Consider the following 22,817-nt stretch of genomic DNA (forward strand, 5'->3'; position numbering starts at 1 on the left):
TGCGCCCGTCGGGCACTGTCGGGATGCCCTTTCGGGCGGCCCGCTTGCCCATGAGGGCAGGAACGCGCTCGCGCTCGGCCGTTCCTGGCAAGGTGCGGACCGGCATCGTGCGAGCTCCGCGCGACCGAGGAGGACAGCCATGACCGATCCCGGACCGGCCCCGATCGCGGCGGGGGACCCGCTCCCCGGGGGAGACCCGTTCAGCCCGTACGACGTCGGGACGTTCGCCGGCGTACCCCGGGCGAATTCCGGGAACCGCGCGCGGGCCCGCGCGGCGATCTTGGGCATCCCTTTCGACACCGGAACGAACGCGCGCCGGATCGGATGCCGCCAAGGACCCGAGCACATTCGCCGGAGCGCCCCTCCGGAACGCCGATTCCTCTTCCATTCCGACCGCGACGCCATCGCGGAACTCAACGTCGTGGACTACGGCAATGCCGACGTGGTCCCCGGCAAAGTGGAGCAGGCGTTCCCCGCCATTGAGCGCGCCGTGTCGGCCATTCTCGACCACGGCACGCTGCCCGTGACCATGGGCGGCGACGGGTCGGTCAGCCTCCCTCAGCTGCGCGCGGTGAGCCGGAGGTTCCCGGATCTGGCCGTCGTCCACGTCGACGCGCACACCGACGCGTTCGACGTCCCCGGAGCCGGTCTCTACACGACGTCGACGACGTTCCTGCGCGCCGAAGAGGAGGGCCTGGTCGGCAGGGAGAGCGTCGTCCACGTCGGGCCCCGGGGCCTGGGCATCGCACCGGACGGGACCGCGTCGGCCGTCGCCGCGGGACGGCATCGCGTGATCGGCAGCGACGAGTTCTGCGCGCACGGGCCGGAGGCCGTCGCGGACGACGTCGTCGCCATGCTGAGCGGCCGCCCGGTCTACCTGTGCTGGGACATGGACTTCTTCGACCCCTCCGCCGCGCCCGGTGTGGCCTCACCCGAGTGGGGCGGACCCGACGTCCGGAGCGCGCTGGCGTTCCTCCGGCTGCTCTGGCGGCTCGACATCGTCCACGTGGACGTCAACACCGTGAGCCCGCCGCACGATCTGCACGAGACCACGGGGAACCTGGCGGCGCGGGTCATCTTCGAATGCCTGGACCTCGCCGCCTCCCGCTCCCGCCGCTGACGGCGGAGCGCGAGGCGGCCGCCCGGCTGCGGGCCGCACCCCGCCGCGCGCCGGCGGCGCGCGGGTTCGGTGCTGGTGCGCGGGGAAGGGGAGGCCCGTGGGAGTGGTCGGTCGCGTGGACGCCTATCAGAGGCGGCATGGCTGGGTGGGGCTGCCGCTCGCGGTGGTGTACAAGTTCGTGGACGACCAGGGCGCGTACCTCACGGCGATGATCACCTACTACGGGTTCGTGTCGCTGTTCCCGCTGCTGCTGTTGCTGGTGACCGGGCTGGGGTTCGCGCTGCAGGGCAACCCCGGTCTGCAGGAGCGGGTCCTGGATTCCGCGCTTGCGCAGTTTCCCGTCATCGGCGACCAGATCGGCGCGAACATCCATTCGCTCCAGGGGAACGTCCTCGCTCTGGTGACGGGTGTCGTGGGAAGTCTGTACGGCGGCCTGGGCGTCGTGCAGGCCGCCCAGAACGCTCTGAACAAGGTGTGGGGGGTGCCGCGCAACTCCCGGCCGAACCCCGTGGCGGCCCGGGTGCGCAGCCTGGCGCTTCTGGCCGTCGGCGGCGGGGTTCTCCTGGCGACGACGCTGCTGTCGGCGGTGACGGCCTACGCCAGTGTCTTCGGCGTCGCCGTGCGGTCGGGGGCCGTCGTGTTCGCGGTGGCCGTCAACACCCTGCTGTTCATGGTGGTGTACCGGGTGCTCAGTGCCCGGCCCCTGACGATCGCCCAGGTCCGGACGGGGGCGATCGCGGCCGCGCTGGTCTGGCAGGTCCTGCAGTGGGCCGGGACGTTCCTGCTGGGTCACATGCTCAAGGGCGCCACCGCCACCTACGGCATGTTCGGCATCGTGCTCGGGCTGCTGACGTGGATCTACCTGGGCGCGGTCACGTTCGTGGCCGGCGCGGAGATCAACGCCGTCCGCGACCGGAGGCTGTGGCCCCGCAGCCTTCTGACGCCCTTCACCGACAACGTCGAGCTGACGGCGGCGGATCGGCGCGCCTACGCCTCCTACGCCGAGACCGAGCGCCACAAGGGCTTCGAGAACGTCGACGTCGACTTCGACCCGCCGTCCCGCGACCACCCGGACTGACGTTCCCGCCGCTCTGGCCGCCGGGGGTCGTCAGGGCCAGGACTGTTCGGTGCGGCGCCACCGCTGCGGCGTGATGCCGTAGCGGTTGCGGAAGCGCCGGACGAGGTAGGTCGCGTCGCGCAGGCCGGTCCGGGCGGCGACGGCGTCGAGGGGCAGGTCGGTCTCGCGCAGCATGCGCCGGACCTCGATCATGCGCCGTTCGGTGATCCATTCGAGCAGGGGGCGTCCGGTGCGCTTGCGGAGGACGGTCGTGAGGTGCCCGGGGGTGTAGCCGAGCGCGCGGGCGACGTCCGCGGCGGAGACCGGATCGCGGAACGTGGACTCGATCTCGGCGAAGACCTGCTCGACGAGCGGGTCCGGCGCCGCCGGGGCGGACGGGGCCAGCCGCGCGGACGCGACCAGCAGCCGGGTGAGCGTGGCGGCGACGGCCTCGCGGGCCCCGAGGCGGCCCGGGTCGGCGAGTTCCCCGGCCAGGTCCGCCAGCCACGCCGACCAGGCGGCCCGGTCGGCCTCGGCGACCCGGCCGCGTCCCGTGGCCGGGGCGAACAGGGCGAGGAGGGGGTGGTGCATCCAGGTCAGCGGGGACACCGAGGCGAGGGCCGGGACGGCGTCCGGCGTGAACGCGACCGACCAGGCGTCGCAGCGGGCCAGTTCGGTGACGGTCTTGACACCGATGACCTGCCCGGGCGACAGGGCGTGGACGTCGCCGCCGCGCAGCGGCCGGTCGGCGCCGTCGATGGCGACCGAGCCCGTGCCCTCCTCGATGTAGACCAGGACGAGGAAGTCGTGGGCGTGCCGGTGGTTCGGCGGGAGCGCGGAGTGGGCGGTCGCGGTGTCGAACCGGGTCACCGAGACGGCGGGCGCGCCGGGGCGCTGCTGGTAGCGGTAGACGGGCGTCCCGTCGAGCCGCACCGTGCGCAGCCTCGACCCGGACCCCGGCGCGGCACCGACCGAAGAATGTCCCATGACGCCCAAGGTATGTCCTGCTCGGCGAACGCGGAATGTCCAAGACTGGCTGGTGACGACACCGACCGCGGGCAGACCCGCCACCGATCGCACAAGGGGCACCCATGCCGGCTTCCACCCAGGTACGCATCCTCGACCAGCGGACTCCGGAGGAGCGGGACCGCCCGTTCCTGCCCGGAGCGGGCAAGACCTGGCTCCTGCCGTTCTACGACGCCTTCACCCGGCTGGGCGGCGTCCGCGCGCTGCACGAGCGCGCGGTCGAACTCGCCGCCGTCCGGCCCGGCCAGGCGGTGGCCGACGTCGGCTGCGGGACGGGCAACCTGTCGTTCGCCGTCCTCGCCGCCCGGCCGGACGCGCGGGTGACCGGACTCGACCCCGACGGGGACGCCCTGCGCAGGGCCGCGCGGAAGGCCCGCCGCCGCGGCGCGGCCCTCACCCTCGTCCGGGGATACGCCGACCGCATCCCCGCCCCGGACGCCTCCTTCGACCACGTGGTCTCGTCCCTGGCCCTGCACCATCTGGACGACGACGGCCGGAGCGCGTTCGCACGCGAGGCGCTGCGCGCCCTCCGCCCCGGCGGGACGATCACGATCGTCGACTTCGGCGGGCCCTCGTCCGATGCGGGGGACGACGGCCACGGCGCACACGGCCACGGCCCGGCCCACGCCCTCCGGCACCTGCCCCGGCTCCGGCGCCCCAGGACGGCGCACGGACCGGCCGGGGACGGCGACCACGACCCCGGCATCGCCGCGCTGCTCACCGAGGCCGGGTTCAGCGACGCGCGGGAGGTCGCGCACGCCGACCACAGGTTCGGGCGGATCACCTTCGTGCAGGCGACCCGCCCCTGAGACCCGATGGCCGTCGCCCGGCGCGGCCGGGCGGCTGCGCGGGGTGGTCGTGCGGGTGTCCCCGGCCGCGGCACTCACGTCGGCGGGGCCGTTCCTGCGGACTCATCTGCGCGGAGATCGCCGGCTCGCCCACCAGGTCGCCGGCGCCGGGCTGCGATGCCGCCCCCGCTCAGTGCGGTCCGTGGTCCGGCTCGATGATCGCGGCGATCTCGTCCGGGGTCCAGGGCGGGGACGTCTCGTGGTCGCGCCAGCCGAGGTACTGCTCGGCCGGACGCGGGAACTCGCCGATGTAGCCGCCCGCGCCGGCGAAGACCCGGCCCGTGACGTCGGGTGACCCGGTCGTCGCGAGGTAGAGGTAGAGCTGCGCGACGTACTCGGCGGGCGGCGGCGCCAGCGCCCCGGCGTGCATGAGGTCGTCGAGGATGCCCCGCCGGTGCAGCCGCTCGATGGCGGCCGCGTAGTCGGGGCCGGTGGACAGGCGCGTCTCCGCGCCTGGGCAGACCGCGTTCACCCGGACGCCGTACTCGCGGAGCTCGGCCGCGAGCGCGTAGGTCAGGCTGTTCACGCCGCCCTTGCCCGCCGGGTAGCCGGTCCCGCCGAAGGCCCCCGTGAACGCGTGCGAACCGGTGTTGACGATCCAGCCGCGTCCCGCCTCGACCATGACCGGAGCGAAGGCCCGGCAGGTCAGGAAGGTCGCGTGGAGGTGGACGTCGATGAGCGAGCGCCAGTCGTCCACCGCGATATCCAGGATGGAGGACGCGGCGGGCTCGGCGGTGCCCGCGCAGTTGACGAGGATGTCCGGGGTTCCGAGCTGCCGCGCCGCGCCGAGGAGCGCGTCGACGACGCCGGGGTCGGCGGCGGAGCCGGGCACGCCGACGACTCGCGCCGATGCGCCCAGGTCGGCGACGGCGCGGTCGAGGGCCGCCGGGTCGCGTCCGTTGACCACGACGGACGCTCCCGCGTCCGCCAGCGCGCGGGCCACCGCGAGCCCGATGCCGCGCGACGAGCCGGTGACGACGGCGACGCCGCCGTCCGCGAGCGGCCTCATGAGGGCCTGGCTCCGGCGGCAGGTGCAGGGGACATCGGTGGCAGCTCCCTCCGGACGGCGACCACGGCGGCCAAAGACATAGTGGTCTCTATGTTGACGGTTGCTCCCGCGGGTCGGTGCGCAGCCCCGCCGGCTCGATGAAGATCCCGTCGGCTTCGACGGTCACGCCCTCGGCATCGGCGATCGAGGCGACGACGAACACCTTGCGCCCCTCTTCGCGGGCGATGCTCGCCTCCAGCCGGAGGGGCCCGAGCGGGGTGCCGCGCCGGTAGCGCATGGTGAGCGTCCCCGTGAAGGTCGTCCGGCGCATCGCGGACGCCGTCACCCCCATGATGTGGTCGAGGAGCATCGCGGAGACCCCGCCGTGGACCAGGCCGGGAGGGCCCTCGTAGGCCGCGCCGAGGACCACGTCGGCATGGCATCCCGACGAGCCGTGCACCACCTCGAGGGGCGGGGCGATCGCGTTCGCCGCGCCCACCACGGCATTGCCCCAGTTCCAGGCCCGCATCTCGCCGTTGAACCTGACGCCGGCCGGGCCGGGCAGCTGGGAGGCCCGCAGCCGGTCGACGATCCCGGCGAGGTCGCCGCGGATCCGGTGCACCTCGTCGTCGTCGACGGTCGTGCGGATCGCGGCGTCGACCAGCTCGCGGACGGTCCCGGCCAGCGACGCCAGCACCGCCTCCCGGCGGTCCACCTCGGGGGTGGGCGTGTCGTCGCGGACGAAGCCGCCGACGCTCAGCGCGGACGCTTCGGGAAAGGGAGGGCGGCTCGTCATGCGCCGACCGTATACCGGAAGCGGCAGCGTGACCAAGCATCACATAGAGATATCTATGCTCATTGCGGCCGGTATCGCCCTGCCCGGCGTCCCGCCCGATCTACAATCGCACCGTGACCGAGCCGTCCACCGACCGGGCCGCGGAGCCGCACGGCGCGGCGGGCCCCGGCACCGCCGGCGCGCCGCTGAACGCGCGGGGCGCCCGGCTCAACCGGCGCGGCCTGGAGACGCGCGCCCGCGTGATCGGGACCGCGATCGCGATGCTCGCCGACGGCGAGCACGGCGGCGAGGTCAGCGCCAACCTCATCGCCAAGCGCGCCGGAGTCACCTGGGGCACGGTCCAGCACCAGTTCGGCGATGTCGACGGGCTGTGGGCCGCGGTCCTCGAAGAGCTGGGGAACCGGGGCGACATGCTGCCGTGGACGGAGATGGACGACGGGTCCGTCGCCGAGCGGATGAGCCGGATCGTCGACGCGCTCTGGTCGGGCCTCGACTCGCCCGCCGGCCGCGCGGTGGCGGCGCTGCGCGGCCTGCTGCCCCGCAGCACCGCCGAGTTCACCGAGACCCACCCCCGCACGGCCGAGCAGCTCGCCGTCTGGGACCGCCGGTGGCGGCGCGCCTACGCGCGGGCGTTCCGCGGGCTCGTCGTCGACGCCTACCGCCTGGAGCGCGTCCGCCACCTGCTCCCGGCCGCCGTCCACGGGCTGTACCTGGAGCAGCGCCTGAGCACCTGGACCGACATCGACGAGGCCCGCGCCGTGCTGGCCGAGTCGATCGCCGGCTACCTCGAATCCCCGTCCTGACGCCTCCGGAAGCCGCCGCCGGCCCGCCGCAGGAGATCGGGGCGCGGACTCTGTCGGTGGCTTCGCGTTTAATCGGAGAGTGGACGTCGACAAGCGCATCGCGGAGCTGACCGCCGAGGTCGAGCGGCTGAACGACCTGTACTACGGCACCGGGGACAGCCCGCTGCCGGACGCGGACTACGACGCGTTGAAGGACGAGCTGGCGGCGCTCGTCGCCGAGCACCCCGAGCTGGAGCCGGCCGACAGCCCGCTCGGCAGGGTCAACGCGCCGGCGGAGCTGACCGGGCCGACCGTGCGGCACGCGCGCCCGATGCTGTCGCTCGCGAAGGCGACGAGCGAGGAGCAGATCCGCGCGTTCTGCGAGCGCTTCGGCGGCCAGGTCTTCCGCGTGTCGGAGAAGCTCGACGGGCTCTCGCTCAGCGTCGTCTACACCGGCGGGGAGCTCGACTACGTCGCCACGCGCGGCACCGGCGCGGTCGGTGAGCTGGTGACCGAGAAGGTGCGCCACGTGATCCCCGGCCTGCCGGCCCGGATCGAGGAGGCGGGGCGCGTCGAGGTCCGCGGTGAGGCCGTGATGCTCCGGTCGGTGTGGGCGGCCTACAACGAGGCGCACCCCGACCGGACGCTGACCAACCCGCGCTCGGGCGCCGCCGGGACGCTGGTGCTGAAAGACCCCGAGGCCGCGGCGCAGGCCAGGCGGCTGCTGCGCTTCTTCGCCTTCGGCGCCGACCGCGACGGCGCCGCCGTGGACGTCCCGGCGGGCTTCGAGCCGGTCGCCCAGTACGTGTGCGCGAGCGCCGGGGAGGTGATGGACGCCATCCACGAGATCGGCGGCCGCCGCGACGGGCTCGACTACGACATCGACGGCGCGGTCGTGCGGCTGCACGAACCGGTGGCGTTCGACGCGGCGGGCTTCAACAGCGCCGAGCCGCGCGGGGCGATCGCGTTCAAGTACCCGCCGGAGGAGAAGCTGACGACGCTGCTGTCGGTCGAGTGGCCGGTCGGCAAGATCGGCCGCGTCCCGCCGCGCGCGAAGGTCGCGCCGGTGTTCGTCGGCGGCGTGACGGTGGAGAACATCACGCTGCACAACCCGCGCCTCATCCGCGAGCGCGACCTGCGGATCGGCGACACGGTGGCGGTCGTGCGGCGCGGCGACGTGATCCCGTTCGCGGGCCGCTCGCTGCCGGAGAGGCGCGACGGGAGCGAGGTCGAGATCGTCCCGCCGGCGCACTGCCCGTCCTGCGGCGCCGAACTGGAGGTCCGCGGCACCGGCGAGGAGCGCTGGTGCGTGAACCTGCAGTGCCCGGCCCAGGCGACGCGCCGGCTGATGCACTGGGCCTCGCGCCAGGCGGCCGACATGGAGGGCGTCGGCGACACCTGGATCGAGAAGCTCGCCGAGGACGGCGTGCTCAGGCGCCGCAGCGACTTCTACGACCTGACCGCCGAGCAATTGCTCGGCTACGAGCGGATGGGCGAGGTCAGCGCCGGGAACATGGTCGACTCGATCGCGTCCTCCAAGGGCATCGGGCTGCGGCGGGCGCTGATCGGGCTGGCGATCCCGATGGCCTCCGAGGGCACCGCCAAGCGCCTGTGCCTGGCCGGCTACGAGCGCATCGAGGACGTCGCGGCGGCGACCGCCGACGAGCTGGTGGCGATCCGCGACATCGGCCCGAAGGTCGCCGAGAGCATCGTGGCCTTCTTCGCCCGCCCGGACGTGGGGGAGGAGATCGCGGCCCTCCGCGAGCGCGGCGTGAACCTCGACGTCCTCCCCGAGGACCGCCCCGTCGACGCGGCCGCCGCGGGCGACTCCCCGCTCAAGGGCACGTCCGTCGTCATCACCGGCGCCTTCACCGACCCCCGCTCCGGCGCGAAGATCAGCCGCCCGGACGTCACCCGCCTGGTCGAGCAGGCGGCGGCGACGTCCGCCTCCTCGGTCTCGGCCAACACCGACTACCTGCTCGCCGGCGACAACGTCGGTGCCTCCAAGACCGCCAAGGCCGAGAAGCTGGGGGTGACGGTCGTCTCCCAAGAGGAGCTGTGGCGCTGGCTGGCCGAAGCCAACGTGATCTAGCCCCACCCCCCGCCGTCATCAAGGGGACGCGTCATCACCGGCCCGGCCGCCGGCCGGGCCGAATCGTCCACCCGGAGGAAGAACCCCACGCGGCCGGTGGCTTTGGGACGCGGCCGATGGCATGTTGGGCGGGGACGACACGATTCTGATCAAGGGGGATCACGGCATGTCGGACTACGGGCACGGGCTGGAGTTCGGGGCCTTCATCACGCCGTCCAACGCGGACCCGGAGCGGGTGGTGGGGCTGGTGCGGGCCGCCGAGGACGCCGGGCTCGACCTCGCCACCTTCCAGGACCATCCCTACCAGCCGCGTTTCCTGGACACCTGGACGCTGCTGTCCTACGTGGCGGGGCGGACCGAGCGCATCCGCCTGTCGGGGAATGTGGTGAACCTGCCGCTGCGGCCGCCGGCGGTGCTGGCGCGGGCCGCGGCGAGCCTGGACCTGCTGTCCGGCGGCCGGTTCGAGCTGGGCCTGGGCGCGGGCGGTTTCTGGGACGCCATCGAGGCCATGGGCGGCCGCCGGCTCGCGCCGGGGCAGGCCGTCGACGCGCTCAGCGAGGCGATCGACGTCATCCGCGGCGTGTGGGACGCCGACGACCGCACGCGGTTCAGGATCGACGGCACCTACTACCAGGTGGACGGCGCCAAGCGCGGTCCCGCGCCGGCGCACGACATCGGCATCTGGCTGGGCGCCTACAAGCCGAGGATGCTGCGGCTGACCGGCGCGAAGGCCGACGGCTGGCTGCCGACCCTGTCCTACCTCCCCGGTCTGGACGAGATCGCGGAGAGCAACGCGGTCATCGATGCGGCGGCGCGGGAGGCGGGCCGCGAACCGGCGGAGATCCGGCGCCTGCTGAACATCGACCGGATGGACGCCGACGACGGCCGGTGGGCCGAGCAGCTCGCAGGGCTGGCTCTCGAGCATGGGTTCGGCACCTTCATCCTGGCCGGCGACGACCCCGCGGAGATCCAGGTCTTCGGCCGGAAGGTGGCGCCCGCGGTGCGGGAACTGGTCGCCGCCGGCCGCGCGTAGACCGCCCAGGGGGTTGGCGGGGACCGCGCTCCGGTGACCGGTGCGGGCGCGCACCGCGCCGGACGGAGGAGCGCGGGGTCCGTTGCGCGGAGTTGGTAGAACGTGTTCTACTTTGCTCTGGAACGTTGACTGGACAGTTGTCCAACCCCCTGGTGTGCGCGGAGGAGCCCGTGGTCCGAGCCGATTACGTCGTCGTGGGTGCGGGCAGCGCCGGGTGCGCGGTGGCGCGCCGGCTCGCCGAGAGCGGCGCGAGCGTGGCGGTGCTGGAGGCCGGCGGGCGGGACACCGCCCGCGGGGTGAAGAACCTGCTGGAGATCCCCGGCGCGGTCGCGGTGCTGATGTCGACGCCGCAGCTGAAGAGGCTCGTGGACTGGGGCTTCAAGTCCGTGCCGCAGACGTCGGCGTGGGGGCGGGTGATCCCGCAGGTCCGCGGCAAGGTGCTGGGCGGCTCCAGCTCGGTGAACGGCATGCTGTTCGTGCGCGGCAACCGGCAGAACTTCGACGACTGGGCCGCGGACGGCGCCACCGGATGGTCGTACGACGACGTCCTCCCGGCGTTCAAGCGGCTCGAGGACTGGGAGGACGGCGCCGGCGAGGTGAGAGGGGCCGGCGGGCCGGTCAAGGTGCGCCGCCAGAAGGGCCTCACCGACGCGGCCCGCGCCTTCATCGACGCCGCGACCGACCGGCTGTCCGTCCCGTTCCTGGACGACTACAACGGCCCCGAGCAGGAGGGCGTCGGCGTCTTCCAGCTCAGCGCGGACCGCGGCGTCCGCTACTCCGCCGCCCGCGCCTACCTGCGCACCGACCCGCCGGACAACCTCCTCGTCCTCACCGGCGCCTCCGCGACCCGGATCGTGGTGAGCGGCGGCCGGGCGACCGGCGTCGAGGTCGTCGGCGCCGACGGCGAGACGCAGGTCGTCGCCGCCGACCGGGAGGTCATCGTCTCCGCCGGCGTGTTCGGCTCGCCCAAGCTGCTGCAGCTGTCGGGGATCGGCCCGGCCGACCACCTGCGGCGGCACGGCATCGAGGTGGTCAGCGACCTGCCGGTGGGCGACAACCTGCACGACCACCTGTTCGTGCCGGTGTCCTTCCAGATGGACTCCGCGCTGCGGCGCCCGACGCCGGCGTACTTCATGCGGGGGCTCGCCCAGGCGCGGCTGCGCCGCTCCGGCTGGGCCAGCGGCTCGCAGTTCGAGGCCACCGGGTTCGTCCGCACGTCCCAGGCCGGGGCGATCCCCGATCTGCAACTGCACGCGCTGTACTGGGTCTACCCGTTCCCCAACCAGGACGGCGACAAGGCGGTGCGCCCGCCGACGACCAAGCCCGGCCTCAGCGTGTTCCCGACGCTGATCTACCCCGAGAGCCGGGGCACGGTCCGGATCGCCGGCCCCGACCCCGCGCTGCCGCCGCTGATCGACCCCGCCTACCTGTCGGCGGGCAAGGACGCCGACGTGCTGCTCGAAGGCATCTCGATCGTCCGCGAGGTGATGGAGGGAACCGGCGACAACCGGGGCGAGATCCGTCCCGGGCCCGACTACGCCGACCCCGCGGAGCTGCGCCGGATCCTGCCCAACATCGTCCACTCGGTCTACCACCCGGTCGGCACCTGCCGGATCGGGACGGACGAGCGCGCCGTCGTCGATCCACGGCTGCGGGTCCGCGGCGTCGAGGGCCTGCGGGTGGCCGACGCGTCGGTCATGCCGTCGGTGACCGGGGGCAACACCAACGCGCCCTCGATCATGATCGGCGAGCGCTGCGCGGACTTCGTGCTGGAGACGGTGCTGGAGACGGAGGGACGGCAGTGACCGGGGAGACCGCGATCCTGCTGGTCGAGGACGCCGACCGCGTCCGGACGATCACGCTCAACCGGCCCGGGGCGCTCAACGCCTTCAACGAGGCCCTCTACGACGCGCTCACCGACGCCCTGCTGGAGGCGGCCGAGGACCCCGCGGTGGCCGTGGTGCTGCTGACCGGCACCGGCCGCGCGTTCAGCTCCGGAACCGACCTCGTGGAGATGGCCGAGCGGGTGGCCGACCCGGACTTCAAGCCGGGCAAGCACGGATTCATCGGCCTCATCGACACGCTCGCCGGGTTCGACAAGCCGCTCATCCTGGCGATCAACGGGCTGGGCCTCGGCATCGGGCTGACCGTGATCGGGTTCGCCGACCTCGTCCTGATGTCCGCGGACGCCCGGCTCAAGACACCGTTCACCAGCCTCGGCGTGGCGCCGGAGGCCGCGTCGAGCTACCTGCTGCCGCGCCTGGTCGGCCGCCAGAACGCCGCGTGGATCCTGCTGTCCGCGGAATGGATCTCCGCGGCCGAGGCCAGGGAGATGGGACTCGTCTGGCGGGTCTGCGAGCCCGCCGCCCTGATGGACGAGGCGCGGCGGGTCGCGGGCACGCTGGCGAAGCGTCCGATCTCCAGCCTGCGGGAGGTCAAGCGCGACATGACCGCGCCGCTCCGGGAGGAGATCCGGCGGGCCCGGGAGCGGGAGAACGACGGGTTCGTGCGGCTCATGGGCGGCCCCGCCAACGCCGAGGCGCTCGCGGCGTTCGCCGAGGGGCGCGACCCCGACTTCACCTCCCTGCCGCCGGGCTGGTAGCTCACGGCCGCGTTTCGCGCCCGTGCTGCGGGTCGGCCCTGACCAGCGCGTCCGCGGGCCCGCCGGAGCCGGCCGGATACCCCTGCAGCGGCACGAGATCGCCGGCCCAGGCGGACATGACGGGGGCGAGGACGTGCCACGCCTCCTCGGCCTCGTCGCCCCGGATCGACAGGGCGGCGTTGCCGTGCAGGACGTCCAGCAGCAGCCGGCCGTAGGCGGGCAGGTCGGGCGCCTCCATCTGCGCGGTCATGGTGAGCGGGGTGAGGGTTCGCGCGCCGGAGCCGATGCCGGTGAGCGCCAGCGTCATGTCCTCGGGGTCGAGCCCGAAACGCAGCACGTTGGGCAGCGCTTCGCCGTTGCGGCCGAAGGGCAGGTGGGGGACCGGCCGGAAGCGGACGGCGACCTCCTTGCGGTCGTTCTTGAGGGCCTTGCCGCTGCGGAGCCGGAACGTGGTGCCCGACCAGCGCCAGCTCTCCAGGTGCAGTTCCACCTCGGCGAAGGTCTCGGTGGTGCTGCGCGGGTCGACGCCGTCCTCGTCGATGTAGGCGGGCACCTCGCGGCCGCCGGCGCCGCCGGCGAGGTAGCGCGCGCGGCGGGTCTGGCGCCGGACGTCCTGGCCGGTGAGGGGGCGTATCGAGCGCAGGACGTCGATCTTGCGGTCGCGCAGGTCGCGCTCGCCGAGGCTGAGCGGCGGCTCCATCGCGACCAGGCACAGCACCTGGAGGAGGTGGTTCTGCACCATGTCCTTGAGCGCGCCGACGCCGTCGTAGTAGCCGGCTCTGCCTTCCAGGGCGAGGGACTCGTCCCAGACGATGTCGATCTCGGAGATGTGCGCGCTGTTCCAGAGGGGTTCGAGCACGCGGTTGGCCAGGCGGCTGCCGAGCAGGTTCTGGACGGTGGTCATGGCCAGGAAGTGGTCGACGCGGAACACCGCCTGCTCGGGGACGACCTCGGCCAGCAGCCGGTTCAGCTCCCGGGCGCTGTCCAGGTCCTCGCCGAAGGGCTTCTCCAGGACGATCCGGCTGCCCGGCGGCAGGCCCGCGCGGCCCAGGGCGGTGATGTCGCCGGGGAACACCGCCGGGGGCACCGCGAGGTAGAGGGCGACGGGCCCCTCCTCGCCGATGAGGGAGGCCAGGTCGGCGGAGTCGGTGGCGTCGGCCTGCCGGTACTCGGCGGTGCCGGCGACCCGGGCCCGCGCGTCGGCGGGTGCGGAGCCCGCGTGCCGGTCGAGTTGCTCGGCCGCCCAGGCGCGGAACTCGTCCCCGCTCCAGCCCTTCCGGTCGGCGCAGACCAGCCGGAACCCGTCGGGGAGGTGCCCGGCGGCGCACAGGGCGGCCAGGCCCGGGAGCAGGTAGCGGGCGTTGAGGTCGCCGGTGGCGCCGAAGACGACGAGGCGCTTGATCATGGTGTCCCTCTCTCCCTCGCGCGGGCGAGGGTGACGCCGGCGGCGATGACGCCGATATGGCTGAACGCCTGGGGGAAGTTGCCCATGAACGTTCCCGTCGACGGGTCGATCTGCTCGGGCAGCAGACCGAGCGGACTGGCCCGCGCGCACAGCGAGTCGTACAGGTCCTCGGCCTCCGCGACCCGGCCTTGCAGGGCGAGGTTGTCGACCAGCCAGAAGCTGCACAGCAGGAACGCCCCCTCGTCGCCGGGCAGCCCGTCGGGCGATCGGTCGTGCAGGTAGCGGTAGAGCAGGCCGTCCCCGGCGGACAGGCGCTCGGCCACGGCCGCGGTGGTGGCGGCCATCCGCGGATGGTCGGCCGGGACGACCTTCCGCAGCGGGAGCGCGAGCAGGCTCGCGTCCAGGCCGCCGCCGCCGTCGAGGTGCTCGCTGAGGCACTGCGCGTCCTCGTCCCAGGACCGCTCCAGGATGAGCCGGCGCAGCTCCTCGGCCTTGGCGCGCCACGTGCCGACCGGCCCCGGCAGGCCGAGCCGCTCGCCGATGCCGGCGGCCCGGTCCAGGGCCACCTGGCACATCGCGGTCGAGTAGGTGAAGACCCGGCCCGCGCAGCGCACCTCCCAAATGCCCTGGTCCGGCTCGCGCCACGCGGTCGCGGCGGTGTCGGCCAGCTCCGCCAGCCCGGACCACAGCGCCGGCTGCAGGTCGCCGCCGGAGAGCAGCCACTGGTCCGCGCAGTCCAGGACCTCGCCGTAGATGTCGTGCTGGAGCTGGTCGGCGGCGCCGTTGCCCCACCGAACGGGCGCCGAGCGCCGGTAGCCCTCCAGGGCGCCGTCCTCGGCCTCCTCGGGGACCGGATCGCCGCCGAGGGTGTACATGATCCGCGGCTGCGGGCTGTTCTCGAAGGCGTCCAGGACCCAGCCGAGGAAGGCGTCCGCCTCGCTGGCGAACCCGACGCGGCGCAGCGCGAACACGGTGAAGGCCGCGTCCCGGATCCAGGCGTAGCGGTAGTCCCAGTTGCGCACTCCGCCGACCGGCGCGGGCAGCGACGAGGTCGGCGCCGCCACCAGCGATCCGTTGATCCAGTCGTCGCACAGCTTCAGCGTGATCGCGGCGCGCCGCACCAGCGGCTCCTGCGGGCCGCGGTAGCCGAAGGTCCGCATCCAGCGGCGCCACGCCTCCGCGGTGTCGCGCAGCACCGCCCCGGGTTCGAACCGGTGGTGGCGGTGCACGCGCCCCCACGACAGCGTCAGATCGAGGCGGTCGCCGTGCCGCAGCTCGTGCACGGTGTCCAGGCCGGTCAGCGGACGGTCGGAGCGCAGGTGCAGCCGCAGGTCCGGCCGCCGGGACGCCCGCACCTCCAGGCCGCTGGCCAGGTTCCGGGCCCGCGCGCCGCCGCGCGGCCGCAGCTCGGCCCGCAGGCGGACGGTCCCGTCCAGGACGACGGCCGACCGCACCAGCTCGCCCCGGCTCGCGCCCGCGTCGTCGGACAGGTCCGCGTCTGCGCGCAGCCCCAGCGCATCGGTGACCTTGACCAGACCGGCCGGGCCGCGCATCTCGGTCACCAGCACCGCGGTGTCGGGCTCGTAGTACTGGCGCGCCTCGCGCAAATCCTCGACCGTCAGGGTGAAGTGCCCGCCGTGCTCGTGGTCCAGCAGGCCGCACAGCAGCGGGTCGTCGTCGAAGCGGGGCAGGCACAGCCAGGGGATCGAACCGTCCAGGCCGACCAGCGCCGCCGTCGCGCCGTCCCCGATCAGGCCCAGGTCCTCCAGCGGGAGGTAGCCGTCCCGCCGGCGGACCGGGCGGAAGGGCGGATCCGGATCGAGCATGGCGAACTCCTCCTCCGGCGCACGGACCGCCCCACCGCTTCGGGGACGCCACTGCCGATTTCCACTCCGGTCCGGCCCACGCACGAGTTTGACGAGTCTTTGCGCGGTACCGCCGATCACCGCCGCTCTGTCGAACCGCCTTCTCCCGACCCGGGCCGGCGGTCGTCGAGGAGCGGTCGGCGGGGATCCCAGGCGGTGCCGTCGCGGGCGTCGCGGCGGCGCCGGGCGATGCCGGAGAGGGCTTCGAGCGCGACGCGGTTGGCCAGCGCGGAGGTGATGTCGGCGTGGTCGTAGGGCGGGGACACCTCGACGAGGTCGATGCCGACGACCGGGAGCTCGTAGGCGATGCGGCGGACCGCGTCCAGGAGCTGGCGGGCGGTGAGGCCGCCGGGTTCGGGGGTTCCGGTGCCGGGGGCGTGCCCGGGGTCGCACACGTCGATGTCGACCGACAGGAACACCCCGTCGCAGTCGTCGGTGGCGATCCGGGACGCCTCGGTCAGGCAGTCGTCCAGGCCGCGCGCGACGATCTCCGTCATCTCGTAGGAGCGCATCCCCCGCTCGGCCATCCAGGCCAGGGTGTCGGGGCCCGGCCAGTAGCCGCGCAGGCCGATCTGGAGGAACCGGTCGCCGCGCACCGCGCCCGACTCGATCAGCCGGCGCATCGGCTGGCCGTGCCCGATCAGCGAACCGAACAGCACGTCGCCGGTGTCGGCGTGCGCGTCGAAGTGGATCATCGAGACCCGGCCCGCACCCAGGTGCCGGGCCACACCCGCGGCGTCGGGCCAGGCGATGGTGTGGTCGCCGCCCAGGACCAGCGGGATCACCCCGTTGCGGGCGAGGGTGTGCACGGCGTTCTGGAGGTCGCGCACCGAGCGTTCGGCGTCGCCGGAGTGCATCTCCACGTCCCCGGCGTCGTACACCGCGAGGTCGCCCCGCAGCCCGTCGACCCGCAGCGCGAGGGACGGCCGGGAGCCGTCCTGCGGCAGGTAGCAGGTCTGCCGGATGTACTGCGGCCCGAACCGGGTGCCGGGCCGGTGCGAGGTGCCGCCGTCGAACGGGGCGCCCAGGACGACGACGTCGGCGCCGGCGTAGGTCGACGGGTCCGACCACGTGCAGGGCGGCACCCCCAGAAAGGTGATGTCGGGGCCGAACTGTGCCCCGTACCGTTCCGGCAATGCCATTTCGGCTCTCCATAGGCTCGCGCGGCGGCAGAGTCAGGCCGCATCACCGCAGCGTAGATGACCAGCGGTCCGTATTCGCCGTTCCCTTGATCAAGTTTTGTCGAATTGATTGCATCGCCTTCCCGGCCCTACTTCATGAAGTTCCCCAAGGACGCTGCGGCATCCTGCAAGGCGGGGGCCAGGGCGACCAGCTCCTCGCGGGGCACGAGAAAGGTCACCGTGGAGATGCTGACGCCGCCGACGACGGTGCCGGCCCGGTCGAAAACGGGCGCTCCCACGCAGCGGATGGTCTTCTCATTCTCCTCGTCGTCGATGGCGTAACCCTGGTCGCGGACACCGAGGACCGGAAGCACACCGGGCTCGTCCTCGGCATGAGCGTCACCGACAACACGACGGTCGCGACGATGCCCCGGATCTCGCGGGCCGGGCTGCTGGACACCGGGCGGCGGGCCGCGACCGTCCGGGACATGATCGACCGGCTGGGCATCCGTCCGCCGCGTCCGGAGATGCCGGTCCGCCACCTCAGCGCGTGGGTCGCGCAGGCCCTGGCCGACGCGGGGTTCGACGTCGAGCACGTCGGGATCTGCGCCGAGTGCGACGCCCTTCCCGGGATCGGCCACGCCTGCGGCCACACCATCATCGCCGCCGCCGCGGTCGGCGCCGGAGCGGCCCTCGCCGGGCTGGCCGACGGCCTCGGGCTTACCGTCACCGTCCTCGGCATCCCGGGGGAGGAGGGCGGCGGAGGCAAGATCATGCTGGAGCGCGGCGCGTTCGACGGGATGGACGCGGCGATGACGGTCCACCCGGCAGCGGTCGGGCGGCTCGCCGAGCTGAAGGCGCGCGTGCTGCGCCGCTTCGAGGCCGGGGTGCTCGCCACGGGCTGCGACCTGGCGACCGCGCCGGTCGGCCTCGACTACGCCGACCTGCGGCCGGACGCCGCCATGCTGTCCCTCTACCGCGCCAACGCCGAGGCCCTCGGGCGCGTCTTCCCGGACCTGTCCGGCGGCTCCCCTGTCGGCGCGGCCACCGACATGGGGAACGTCTCCCACGTCGTCCCGACCCTGCTCGGGCTCGACTGCCTGCCCGCCGTGAACCACCGGCCGGAGTTCACGGCGGCCTGCGTCACCCCGGCCGCCGACAAGGCGCTGCTGGACGGCGCCACCGCGATGGCCTGGACCGCCATCGGCCTGGCCTACTCCTGAACCCGTCAGACGGGTGTGATCGGCAGGGAGCGCCGGGGCTGGAAGGTGAAGCCGGCACCGGTGCTGAACCGCACGACGGCGACCTCGTCGGCCTCGGGGGCCGGGGCGTCGCGACGGACGACGCTCAGCCGCCACGCGTCGCCGCCGCCGGCGACCTCGACGTCGAGATGCGCGTCGAGGGCGCGGACGATCGCCTGCAGCGGCGCCGTCCAGCCGGGGCCGCACAGCGAGATCCAGGCGTCGTCCTCATGGGCGGGGGACGGGCGGACGGCCACGCCGGCGCCGTCGAAGTCGGCGTCGACGTAGGCCGACGGGTTGAGGAGCGGGTGGACCGCCAGGAGGCGGGCCGCCCCCTCCGGGCTCCCGGGCAGGTCCAGGGCGCGGGCGAGCCGTCCGGCGGCGACGCCGGCGATGCCCACCAGCTGCTTGCGGCGGATCCGGAGCAGCTGGTCGGCGTCGGCGGCCCGCTTGGCGACGGCGAGCGCGAAGGCGTGGTCCAGCAGGTGCATCTGCAGGCACACCTCGTCGGCGATCCGGACGAGCGCGGAGCGGGAGAAGGCGGCGAAGTCCAGGTCGGACAGCAGCGGCCCGGAGTAGTCGGCGAGGCCCTCGCCGGCCCGGTCGATCGGGGCCAGGTCGAGGCGCGCGGCGCGGGACCGCTCGTTGACGGCCAGCAGGGGGATGCCCACCGCCTCCGGGTGGGACTCGTCGATGACCACCGTCCAGGCGCAGTGGGGGTGCCGGTCGGCCGGCGTGCGGGGCGGCCGGTGGATCGGCCGCACCTGCGCCCTGGGGTTGGTGGCGACCGCGGTCGCGTCGAACGTGGGGTCCTCGATGTCGTGGCACATGGACCGGACGTAGTCCTCGCCCATCGGCTCGACGTCCATGAGCGCGCCGCAGTGGTCGAGGTGGAACTCGCCGTGCCATCGGTCGTGGACCGTGTAGCGGAAGTCCATGAACTGCGGCGGAGCGCCGATGTCGAGCTGGAGGCCCTTGAAGATGGTCGGGACGTCGCCCTTCCCCGGGACCTCGGGGGCGTAGCCGAGCGCCCGCTGCATCCGCCGGGTGTAGATCGGGCTCGAGGCCGCCCACTCCTCGATCGCGATCCGCGCCATCTCCTCCCGGCCGAACGCCGAGATGCACCACGCCATCCCGGAGCGGTCGATGAGCTGCCCGATCAGCAGCAGCTCGGGCACGGCGACCGCGAGCTGCTCCCGCGTCAGGCCGGCGTAGCGGCTCCGGGGTGTCACTGGCGAGTGGGGCATCTGCCGGTCTCCGATTCCGTTGCGCGCGGCGCCGTGGTAGAACGTGTTCTACTATTGTGGAACAGTGACTGGACAGCTGTCCAGCACGCCGGCCGGCGAAGGAGCAGCATGGCCATCCGCGTCCTGCACGTGGCGACCGGCAACGTCGGCCGCATCGCCCTCGCGCAGCTGATCGAGGACCCCCGCTTCGAACTGGCCGGACTGGTCGTGTCGAGCCCGGAGAAGGCCGGCCGGGACGCCGGTGAACTCGCCGGCCTGGACGTGGTCACCGGCGTGGCGGCCACCGGCGACCTGGACGCGGCACTGGCCCTGCGTCCGGAGTGCACCGTCTACTGCGCGCTGGGGGAGACCCGGCTGGTCGAGGCGCTCGGCGACGTCCAGAGGATCCTCGCCTCGGGCAGCAACGTCGTGGCGTCCTCGCCGGTGCCCCTCATCTACCCGTGGGGCGTGCTGCCGGACCGCATGATCGAGCCCGTGGAGGACGCCTGCCGGAAGGGCGGGACGAGCCTCTTCGCCACCGGGGTGGACCCCGGCTGGGTCAACGACCTGCTGCCGTTCGCGATCGCGGGCACCTGCCAGCGCGTCGAGCAGGTGCGCTGCTCGGAGATCGCCGACTACGCCAGCTACGACGGCGGCCCGGTGATCTTCGACTTCATGGGCTTCGGCCGGCCCGTCGGGGACCTGCCGAGGATGTTCAGGCCGGGGATCCTGGCGGCGTCCTGGGGCGTCAGCCTGCGGATGCTGGCCCGGGGGTTCGGGTTCGAGCTGGACGAGATCACCGAGTGGTTCGAGCAGGAGCCCGCGCCGGAGGCGTTCGACGTGGCCGCCGGGCACATCCCCGCGGGCGGGGTCGCGGCCATGCGCTTCCAGGTCCGCGGCGTCGTCGGCGGCAGGGAGGTCCTGGTCATCGACCACACGACCCGGCTGCGCGGCGACCTGCGCCCCGACTGGCCGCAGCCCGCGCAGGACGGCGGCTCCTACCGGGTCGAGATCGTCGGCGAGCCCTCCTACCGCGTCGACGTCTGCCCGTCCAGCGCCCGGGGCGACCACAACTACGCCGCGATCGCCTCCGGCGCCGGGCGCATCGTCAACGCGATCCCCGACGTCGTCGCGGCGCCGCCGGGGCTGCGGACGCCGCTCGACCTGCCCTTCACCACCGCCCGCGGCGTCTTCGCGGCGGCGCTGGCCGACTGAGACCCGGCGAAGAGGAGACCCACGATGGGACGCGTGGACGGGAAGATCGCGCTGATCAGCGGAGGCGCGCGCGGCATCGGCGCGGCCAGTGCGCGGGCCCTGGCCGCCGAGGGCGCCAAAGTCGTGCTCGGCGACGTGCTGGACGACGAGGGCGGGGCCGTCGCGGACGAACTGGGCGACGCCGCCCGCTACGTCCACCTCGACGTGACGAGTCCCGACGACTGGACGGCCGCGGTCGAGACGACCGTCCGCGAGTTCGGCGCCCTGAACGTGCTCTTCAACAACGCGGGCATCGCCAACGGCGCCGCCATCCAGCGCTTCTCGCTGGAGAAGTGGCAGCGGATCATCGACGTCAACCTCACCGGCCCGTTCCTCGGCATCCGCGCCGCGACCGACGCGCTGATCGCGGCCGGCGGCGGCTCGATCATCAACAACTCCTCCATCGAGGGCCTGCGCGGCACGTCGTGGGCGCACGGGTACGTGGCCTCGAAATGGGGCCTGCGCGGCCTGACGAAGTCGGTCGCCATCGAACTCGCCCCGCACGGCGTCCGGGTCAACTCGCTCCATCCGGGACTGATCCGCACCCCGATCACCGAGGGCATCCCCGACGACATGGTCCCGATCCCGCTGGGACGCCCCGGGCAGCCCGAGGACGTCGCCTCCTTCGTGGTCTTCCTGGCGAGCGACGAGTCGTCCTTCGCCACCGGATCCGAGTTCGTCATCGACGGCGGCACGGTCAACCAGATCCCCCACAAGGCCTGACCGCACCCCGGACCCGCGGACGCTCGTGCTCCCGGCGCGGGGGCGGAGCGGGACCCGCCGTGCTTCTGGAATGATCGGAGGTTCGTACGCACAGTGCCGTCTTTTTGAACGGAGTGTCCCGGATGGAGCCGCTGCGGCAGGACGATCCGCGCGAGGCGGGGCCGTACCGCCTGGAGGGCCGGCTGGGCGGCGGCGGGATGGGGCGGGTCTTCCTCGGGCGGTCGCGCGGCGGCCGCCGGGTCGCGGTGAAGCTGATCCGCCCCGAGTTCGCCGACGATCCGGGCTTCCGCCGCCGGTTCGCGCTGGAGGCCGAGGCGGCCCGCCGCGTCGGCGGCTTCTACACCGCGCAGGTGGTCGGCGCCGACCCGGACGCCGACCCGCCGTGGCTGGTCACCGCCTACATCCCCGGCCCGTCCCTGCAGCAGGCCGTCGCGGCGCACGGGCCGCTGCCCGCCGAGACGGTCGCCGTGCTCGGCGCGGGGCTGGCCGAGGGGCTCACCGCGATCCACGCGTGCGACCTCGTGCACCGCGACCTCAAGCCGTCCAACGTGATCCTCGCCGGCGACGGCCCGCGCGTCATCGACTTCGGCATCAGCCGCGCGCTGGACGCCACGTCCCACACGCACGCGGTGGTCGGCACCCCCGGGTTCATGTCCCCCGAGCAGGCCCGCGGGCGGCCGGTGGGCCCGGCGAGCGACGTGTTCTCGCTCGCCTGCGTGCTCGCGTACGCGGCCGGCGGGCGCGGCCCGTTCGGTGCCGGTCCCGGTGAGGCGATCGTCTACCGCATCGTCCACGACGAACCCGATCTGACCGGCCTGCCCGCATCTCTCGCCGACCTGGTGCGCCGCTGCCTGGCCAAGGACCCGGGCGCGCGGCCGGGCCTGTGCGACGTCCTCGACGACCTCTCCGACGTCGCGCAGGCGACGCCCGAGTGGCTCCCGCCTCCGGTCACGACGATGGTCACCGAACGGATGACGCAGGCCCCGACGTCGCCGCCGCCTCCCGCCCCCGCCGCGATGCCGTCGCGGCTCCCGCAGCCTGCGACTCCCCAGCCCCCGCCGCCGGAGGCGCAGCAGCCCGTGTCGCAGGCGACGCCGCGGCCCGTGCCGCAGGTGTCGGCCGCCCCGCGCGCGGCGGAGGTGCCCGAGCACGGCGGCAGCGCGACCGGCGCGATCTCGCTGGCCCTGCTGTGCCTCCCGGGGATCCTCTTCATGATCTTCAAGGGCGCGACCATGATGCAGAACCGGCCCTTCCCCGATGGGTACACCGCGATGCTGCTGGTGAACATCATGATCGCCATGGCCGAGGGGGCGGTGCTCGCCGCGGGCGTGCGGCTGCTGCTCCGGCGCAGCGCGGCCGGGCGCTGGATGATCGCCGGGGCCGGCGGCGTGACGGCCGTGCACGGCGCGGCCGCCGTCGTCCAGTTCTTCATGACGGGAGGGACCTTCACGAACGTGGACTTCTCCGTGCTCGTGACGATGCTGGTCGTCGCCCCGTCCCTGGCCGTGTGCGCGGGCAGCGCCGTGGTCATGGCGCTGCGCCCGGCCACCGGCCGCTGGTGCCTTCCCGGCGCCGGGCCGCCGCCCGCCCACCGGGGCGCCCATCAGGGCTGACCGGGGGACGGGCGGCGGGTGCGGG

Annotated in this window: 20 protein-coding genes; 12 read left to right on the forward strand and 8 right to left on the reverse strand. The window is 73.9% G+C overall.

Annotated elements, in window-relative coordinates; genetic code table 11:
- Positions 1–139 precede the first annotated feature (139 nt).
- Both ABFX46_RS32965 and ABFX46_RS32970 read left to right on the forward strand, forming a co-directional pair.
- Positions 140–1,120 carry an arginase family protein gene (locus ABFX46_RS32965; protein WP_346047828.1) on the forward strand — a complete coding sequence of 327 codons (981 nt, stop codon included), beginning with the start codon at positions 140–142 and terminating at the stop codon, positions 1,118–1,120.
- A 115-nt stretch (positions 1,121–1,235) separates the two neighbouring features.
- Positions 1,236–2,198 carry a YihY/virulence factor BrkB family protein gene (locus tag ABFX46_RS32970; RefSeq protein ID WP_346047829.1) on the forward strand — a complete coding sequence of 321 codons (963 nt, stop codon included), beginning with the start codon at positions 1,236–1,238 and terminating at the stop codon, positions 2,196–2,198.
- 30 nt (positions 2,199–2,228) lie between these two features.
- Here ABFX46_RS32970 and ABFX46_RS32975 read toward each other — a convergent pair whose 3' ends face one another.
- Entirely contained in the window at positions 2,229–3,164 is a 936-nt protein-coding gene (locus ABFX46_RS32975) for an AraC family transcriptional regulator (protein ID WP_346047830.1), read from the reverse strand.
- A 104-nt stretch (positions 3,165–3,268) separates the two neighbouring features.
- On the opposite strand from ABFX46_RS32975, the gene ABFX46_RS32980 reads away from it, so the two are divergent.
- Positions 3,269–4,012 (forward strand): class I SAM-dependent methyltransferase, encoded by a 744-nt coding sequence (locus tag ABFX46_RS32980; RefSeq protein ID WP_346047832.1) that lies wholly within the window; start codon positions 3,269–3,271, stop codon positions 4,010–4,012.
- Positions 4,013–4,181: 169 nt separating this feature from the next.
- Here the strand turns inward: ABFX46_RS32980 and ABFX46_RS32985 are convergent, their stop codons facing one another.
- The gene (locus tag ABFX46_RS32985) at positions 4,182–5,060 is read right to left on the reverse strand and encodes an SDR family NAD(P)-dependent oxidoreductase (protein WP_346047834.1); all 879 of its coding nucleotides are present in this window, start codon (positions 5,058–5,060) and stop codon (positions 4,182–4,184) included.
- Between the two features lie 88 nt (positions 5,061–5,148).
- Positions 5,149–5,835, reverse strand: coding sequence for a PaaI family thioesterase (locus ABFX46_RS32990; protein WP_346047835.1), 687 nt, complete (start codon positions 5,833–5,835; stop codon positions 5,149–5,151).
- A gap of 113 nt (positions 5,836–5,948) precedes the next feature.
- On the opposite strand from ABFX46_RS32990, the gene ABFX46_RS32995 reads away from it, so the two are divergent.
- The 5 genes from ABFX46_RS32995 to ABFX46_RS33015 all read left to right on the forward strand — a co-directional run bounded on the left by ABFX46_RS32995 (position 5,949) and on the right by ABFX46_RS33015 (position 12,344).
- Complete coding sequence (locus ABFX46_RS32995; RefSeq protein ID WP_346047836.1) at positions 5,949–6,638, forward strand: TetR/AcrR family transcriptional regulator; 690 nt, start codon at positions 5,949–5,951, stop codon at positions 6,636–6,638.
- A gap of 79 nt (positions 6,639–6,717) precedes the next feature.
- Positions 6,718–8,709, forward strand: a complete 1,992-nt coding sequence (gene ligA, locus ABFX46_RS33000; protein WP_346047837.1) for an NAD-dependent DNA ligase LigA — start codon at positions 6,718–6,720, stop codon at positions 8,707–8,709.
- A gap of 166 nt (positions 8,710–8,875) precedes the next feature.
- Positions 8,876–9,742 carry an LLM class flavin-dependent oxidoreductase gene (locus ABFX46_RS33005; RefSeq protein WP_346047838.1) on the forward strand — a complete coding sequence of 289 codons (867 nt, stop codon included), beginning with the start codon at positions 8,876–8,878 and terminating at the stop codon, positions 9,740–9,742.
- 170 nt (positions 9,743–9,912) lie between these two features.
- A complete protein-coding gene (locus ABFX46_RS33010; RefSeq protein WP_346047839.1) occupies positions 9,913–11,547 on the forward strand; it encodes a GMC family oxidoreductase in 1,635 nt (544 codons plus the stop codon).
- The gene (locus ABFX46_RS33015) at positions 11,544–12,344 is read left to right on the forward strand and encodes an enoyl-CoA hydratase/isomerase family protein (RefSeq protein WP_346047840.1); all 801 of its coding nucleotides are present in this window, start codon (positions 11,544–11,546) and stop codon (positions 12,342–12,344) included. Before ABFX46_RS33010 ends, ABFX46_RS33015 begins: the two co-directional genes overlap by 4 nt.
- A gap of 1 nt (position 12,345) precedes the next feature.
- On the opposite strand, the gene ABFX46_RS33020 is transcribed toward ABFX46_RS33015, so the two are convergent.
- The 4 genes from ABFX46_RS33020 to ABFX46_RS33035 form a co-directional block, all read right to left on the reverse strand.
- On the reverse strand, positions 12,346–13,749 hold the full coding sequence (locus ABFX46_RS33020; protein WP_346047841.1) for a glucose-6-phosphate dehydrogenase: 1,404 nt from the start codon (positions 13,747–13,749) through the stop codon (positions 12,346–12,348).
- On the reverse strand, positions 13,746–15,575 hold the full coding sequence (locus ABFX46_RS33025; protein WP_346047842.1) for a glycoside hydrolase family 15 protein: 1,830 nt from the start codon (positions 15,573–15,575) through the stop codon (positions 13,746–13,748). The genes ABFX46_RS33020 and ABFX46_RS33025 overlap by 4 nt, the downstream gene beginning before the upstream one ends.
- Positions 15,576–15,691: 116 nt before the next feature.
- Positions 15,692–16,756, reverse strand: coding sequence for an agmatinase (gene speB, locus ABFX46_RS33030; RefSeq protein WP_346047843.1), 1,065 nt, complete (start codon positions 16,754–16,756; stop codon positions 15,692–15,694).
- Between the two features lie 128 nt (positions 16,757–16,884).
- A complete protein-coding gene (locus ABFX46_RS33035) occupies positions 16,885–17,109 on the reverse strand; it encodes an IclR family transcriptional regulator domain-containing protein (RefSeq protein ID WP_346047844.1) in 225 nt (74 codons plus the stop codon).
- Positions 17,110–17,127: 18 nt separating this feature from the next.
- Between ABFX46_RS33035 and ABFX46_RS33040 the strand changes: the two genes are divergently transcribed.
- Positions 17,128–17,958, forward strand: coding sequence for a M20/M25/M40 family metallo-hydrolase (locus ABFX46_RS33040; protein ID WP_346047845.1), 831 nt, complete (start codon positions 17,128–17,130; stop codon positions 17,956–17,958).
- Positions 17,959–17,963: 5 nt separating this feature from the next.
- Here the strand turns inward: ABFX46_RS33040 and ABFX46_RS33045 are convergent, their stop codons facing one another.
- On the reverse strand, positions 17,964–19,223 hold the full coding sequence (locus ABFX46_RS33045) for a hypothetical protein (protein WP_346047846.1): 1,260 nt from the start codon (positions 19,221–19,223) through the stop codon (positions 17,964–17,966).
- A gap of 108 nt (positions 19,224–19,331) precedes the next feature.
- Here ABFX46_RS33045 and ABFX46_RS33050 point away from each other — a divergent pair, with 108 nt between their 5' ends.
- The 3 genes from ABFX46_RS33050 (at position 19,332) to ABFX46_RS33060 (ending at position 22,792) form a co-directional block, all read left to right on the forward strand.
- On the forward strand, positions 19,332–20,417 hold the full coding sequence (locus ABFX46_RS33050) for an NAD(P)H-dependent amine dehydrogenase family protein (RefSeq protein WP_346047847.1): 1,086 nt from the start codon (positions 19,332–19,334) through the stop codon (positions 20,415–20,417).
- A gap of 24 nt (positions 20,418–20,441) precedes the next feature.
- Entirely contained in the window at positions 20,442–21,179 is a 738-nt protein-coding gene (locus tag ABFX46_RS33055) for a glucose 1-dehydrogenase (RefSeq protein WP_346047848.1), read from the forward strand.
- Between the two features lie 122 nt (positions 21,180–21,301).
- Entirely contained in the window at positions 21,302–22,792 is a 1,491-nt protein-coding gene (locus tag ABFX46_RS33060; protein ID WP_346047849.1) for a serine/threonine-protein kinase, read from the forward strand.
- Positions 22,793–22,817 lie beyond the last annotated feature (25 nt).

The sequence above is a fragment of the Actinomadura chokoriensis genome (genome assembly GCF_039529475.1).
GTDB classification, from domain to species: domain Bacteria; phylum Actinomycetota; class Actinomycetes; order Streptosporangiales; family Streptosporangiaceae; genus Spirillospora; species Spirillospora bangladeshensis.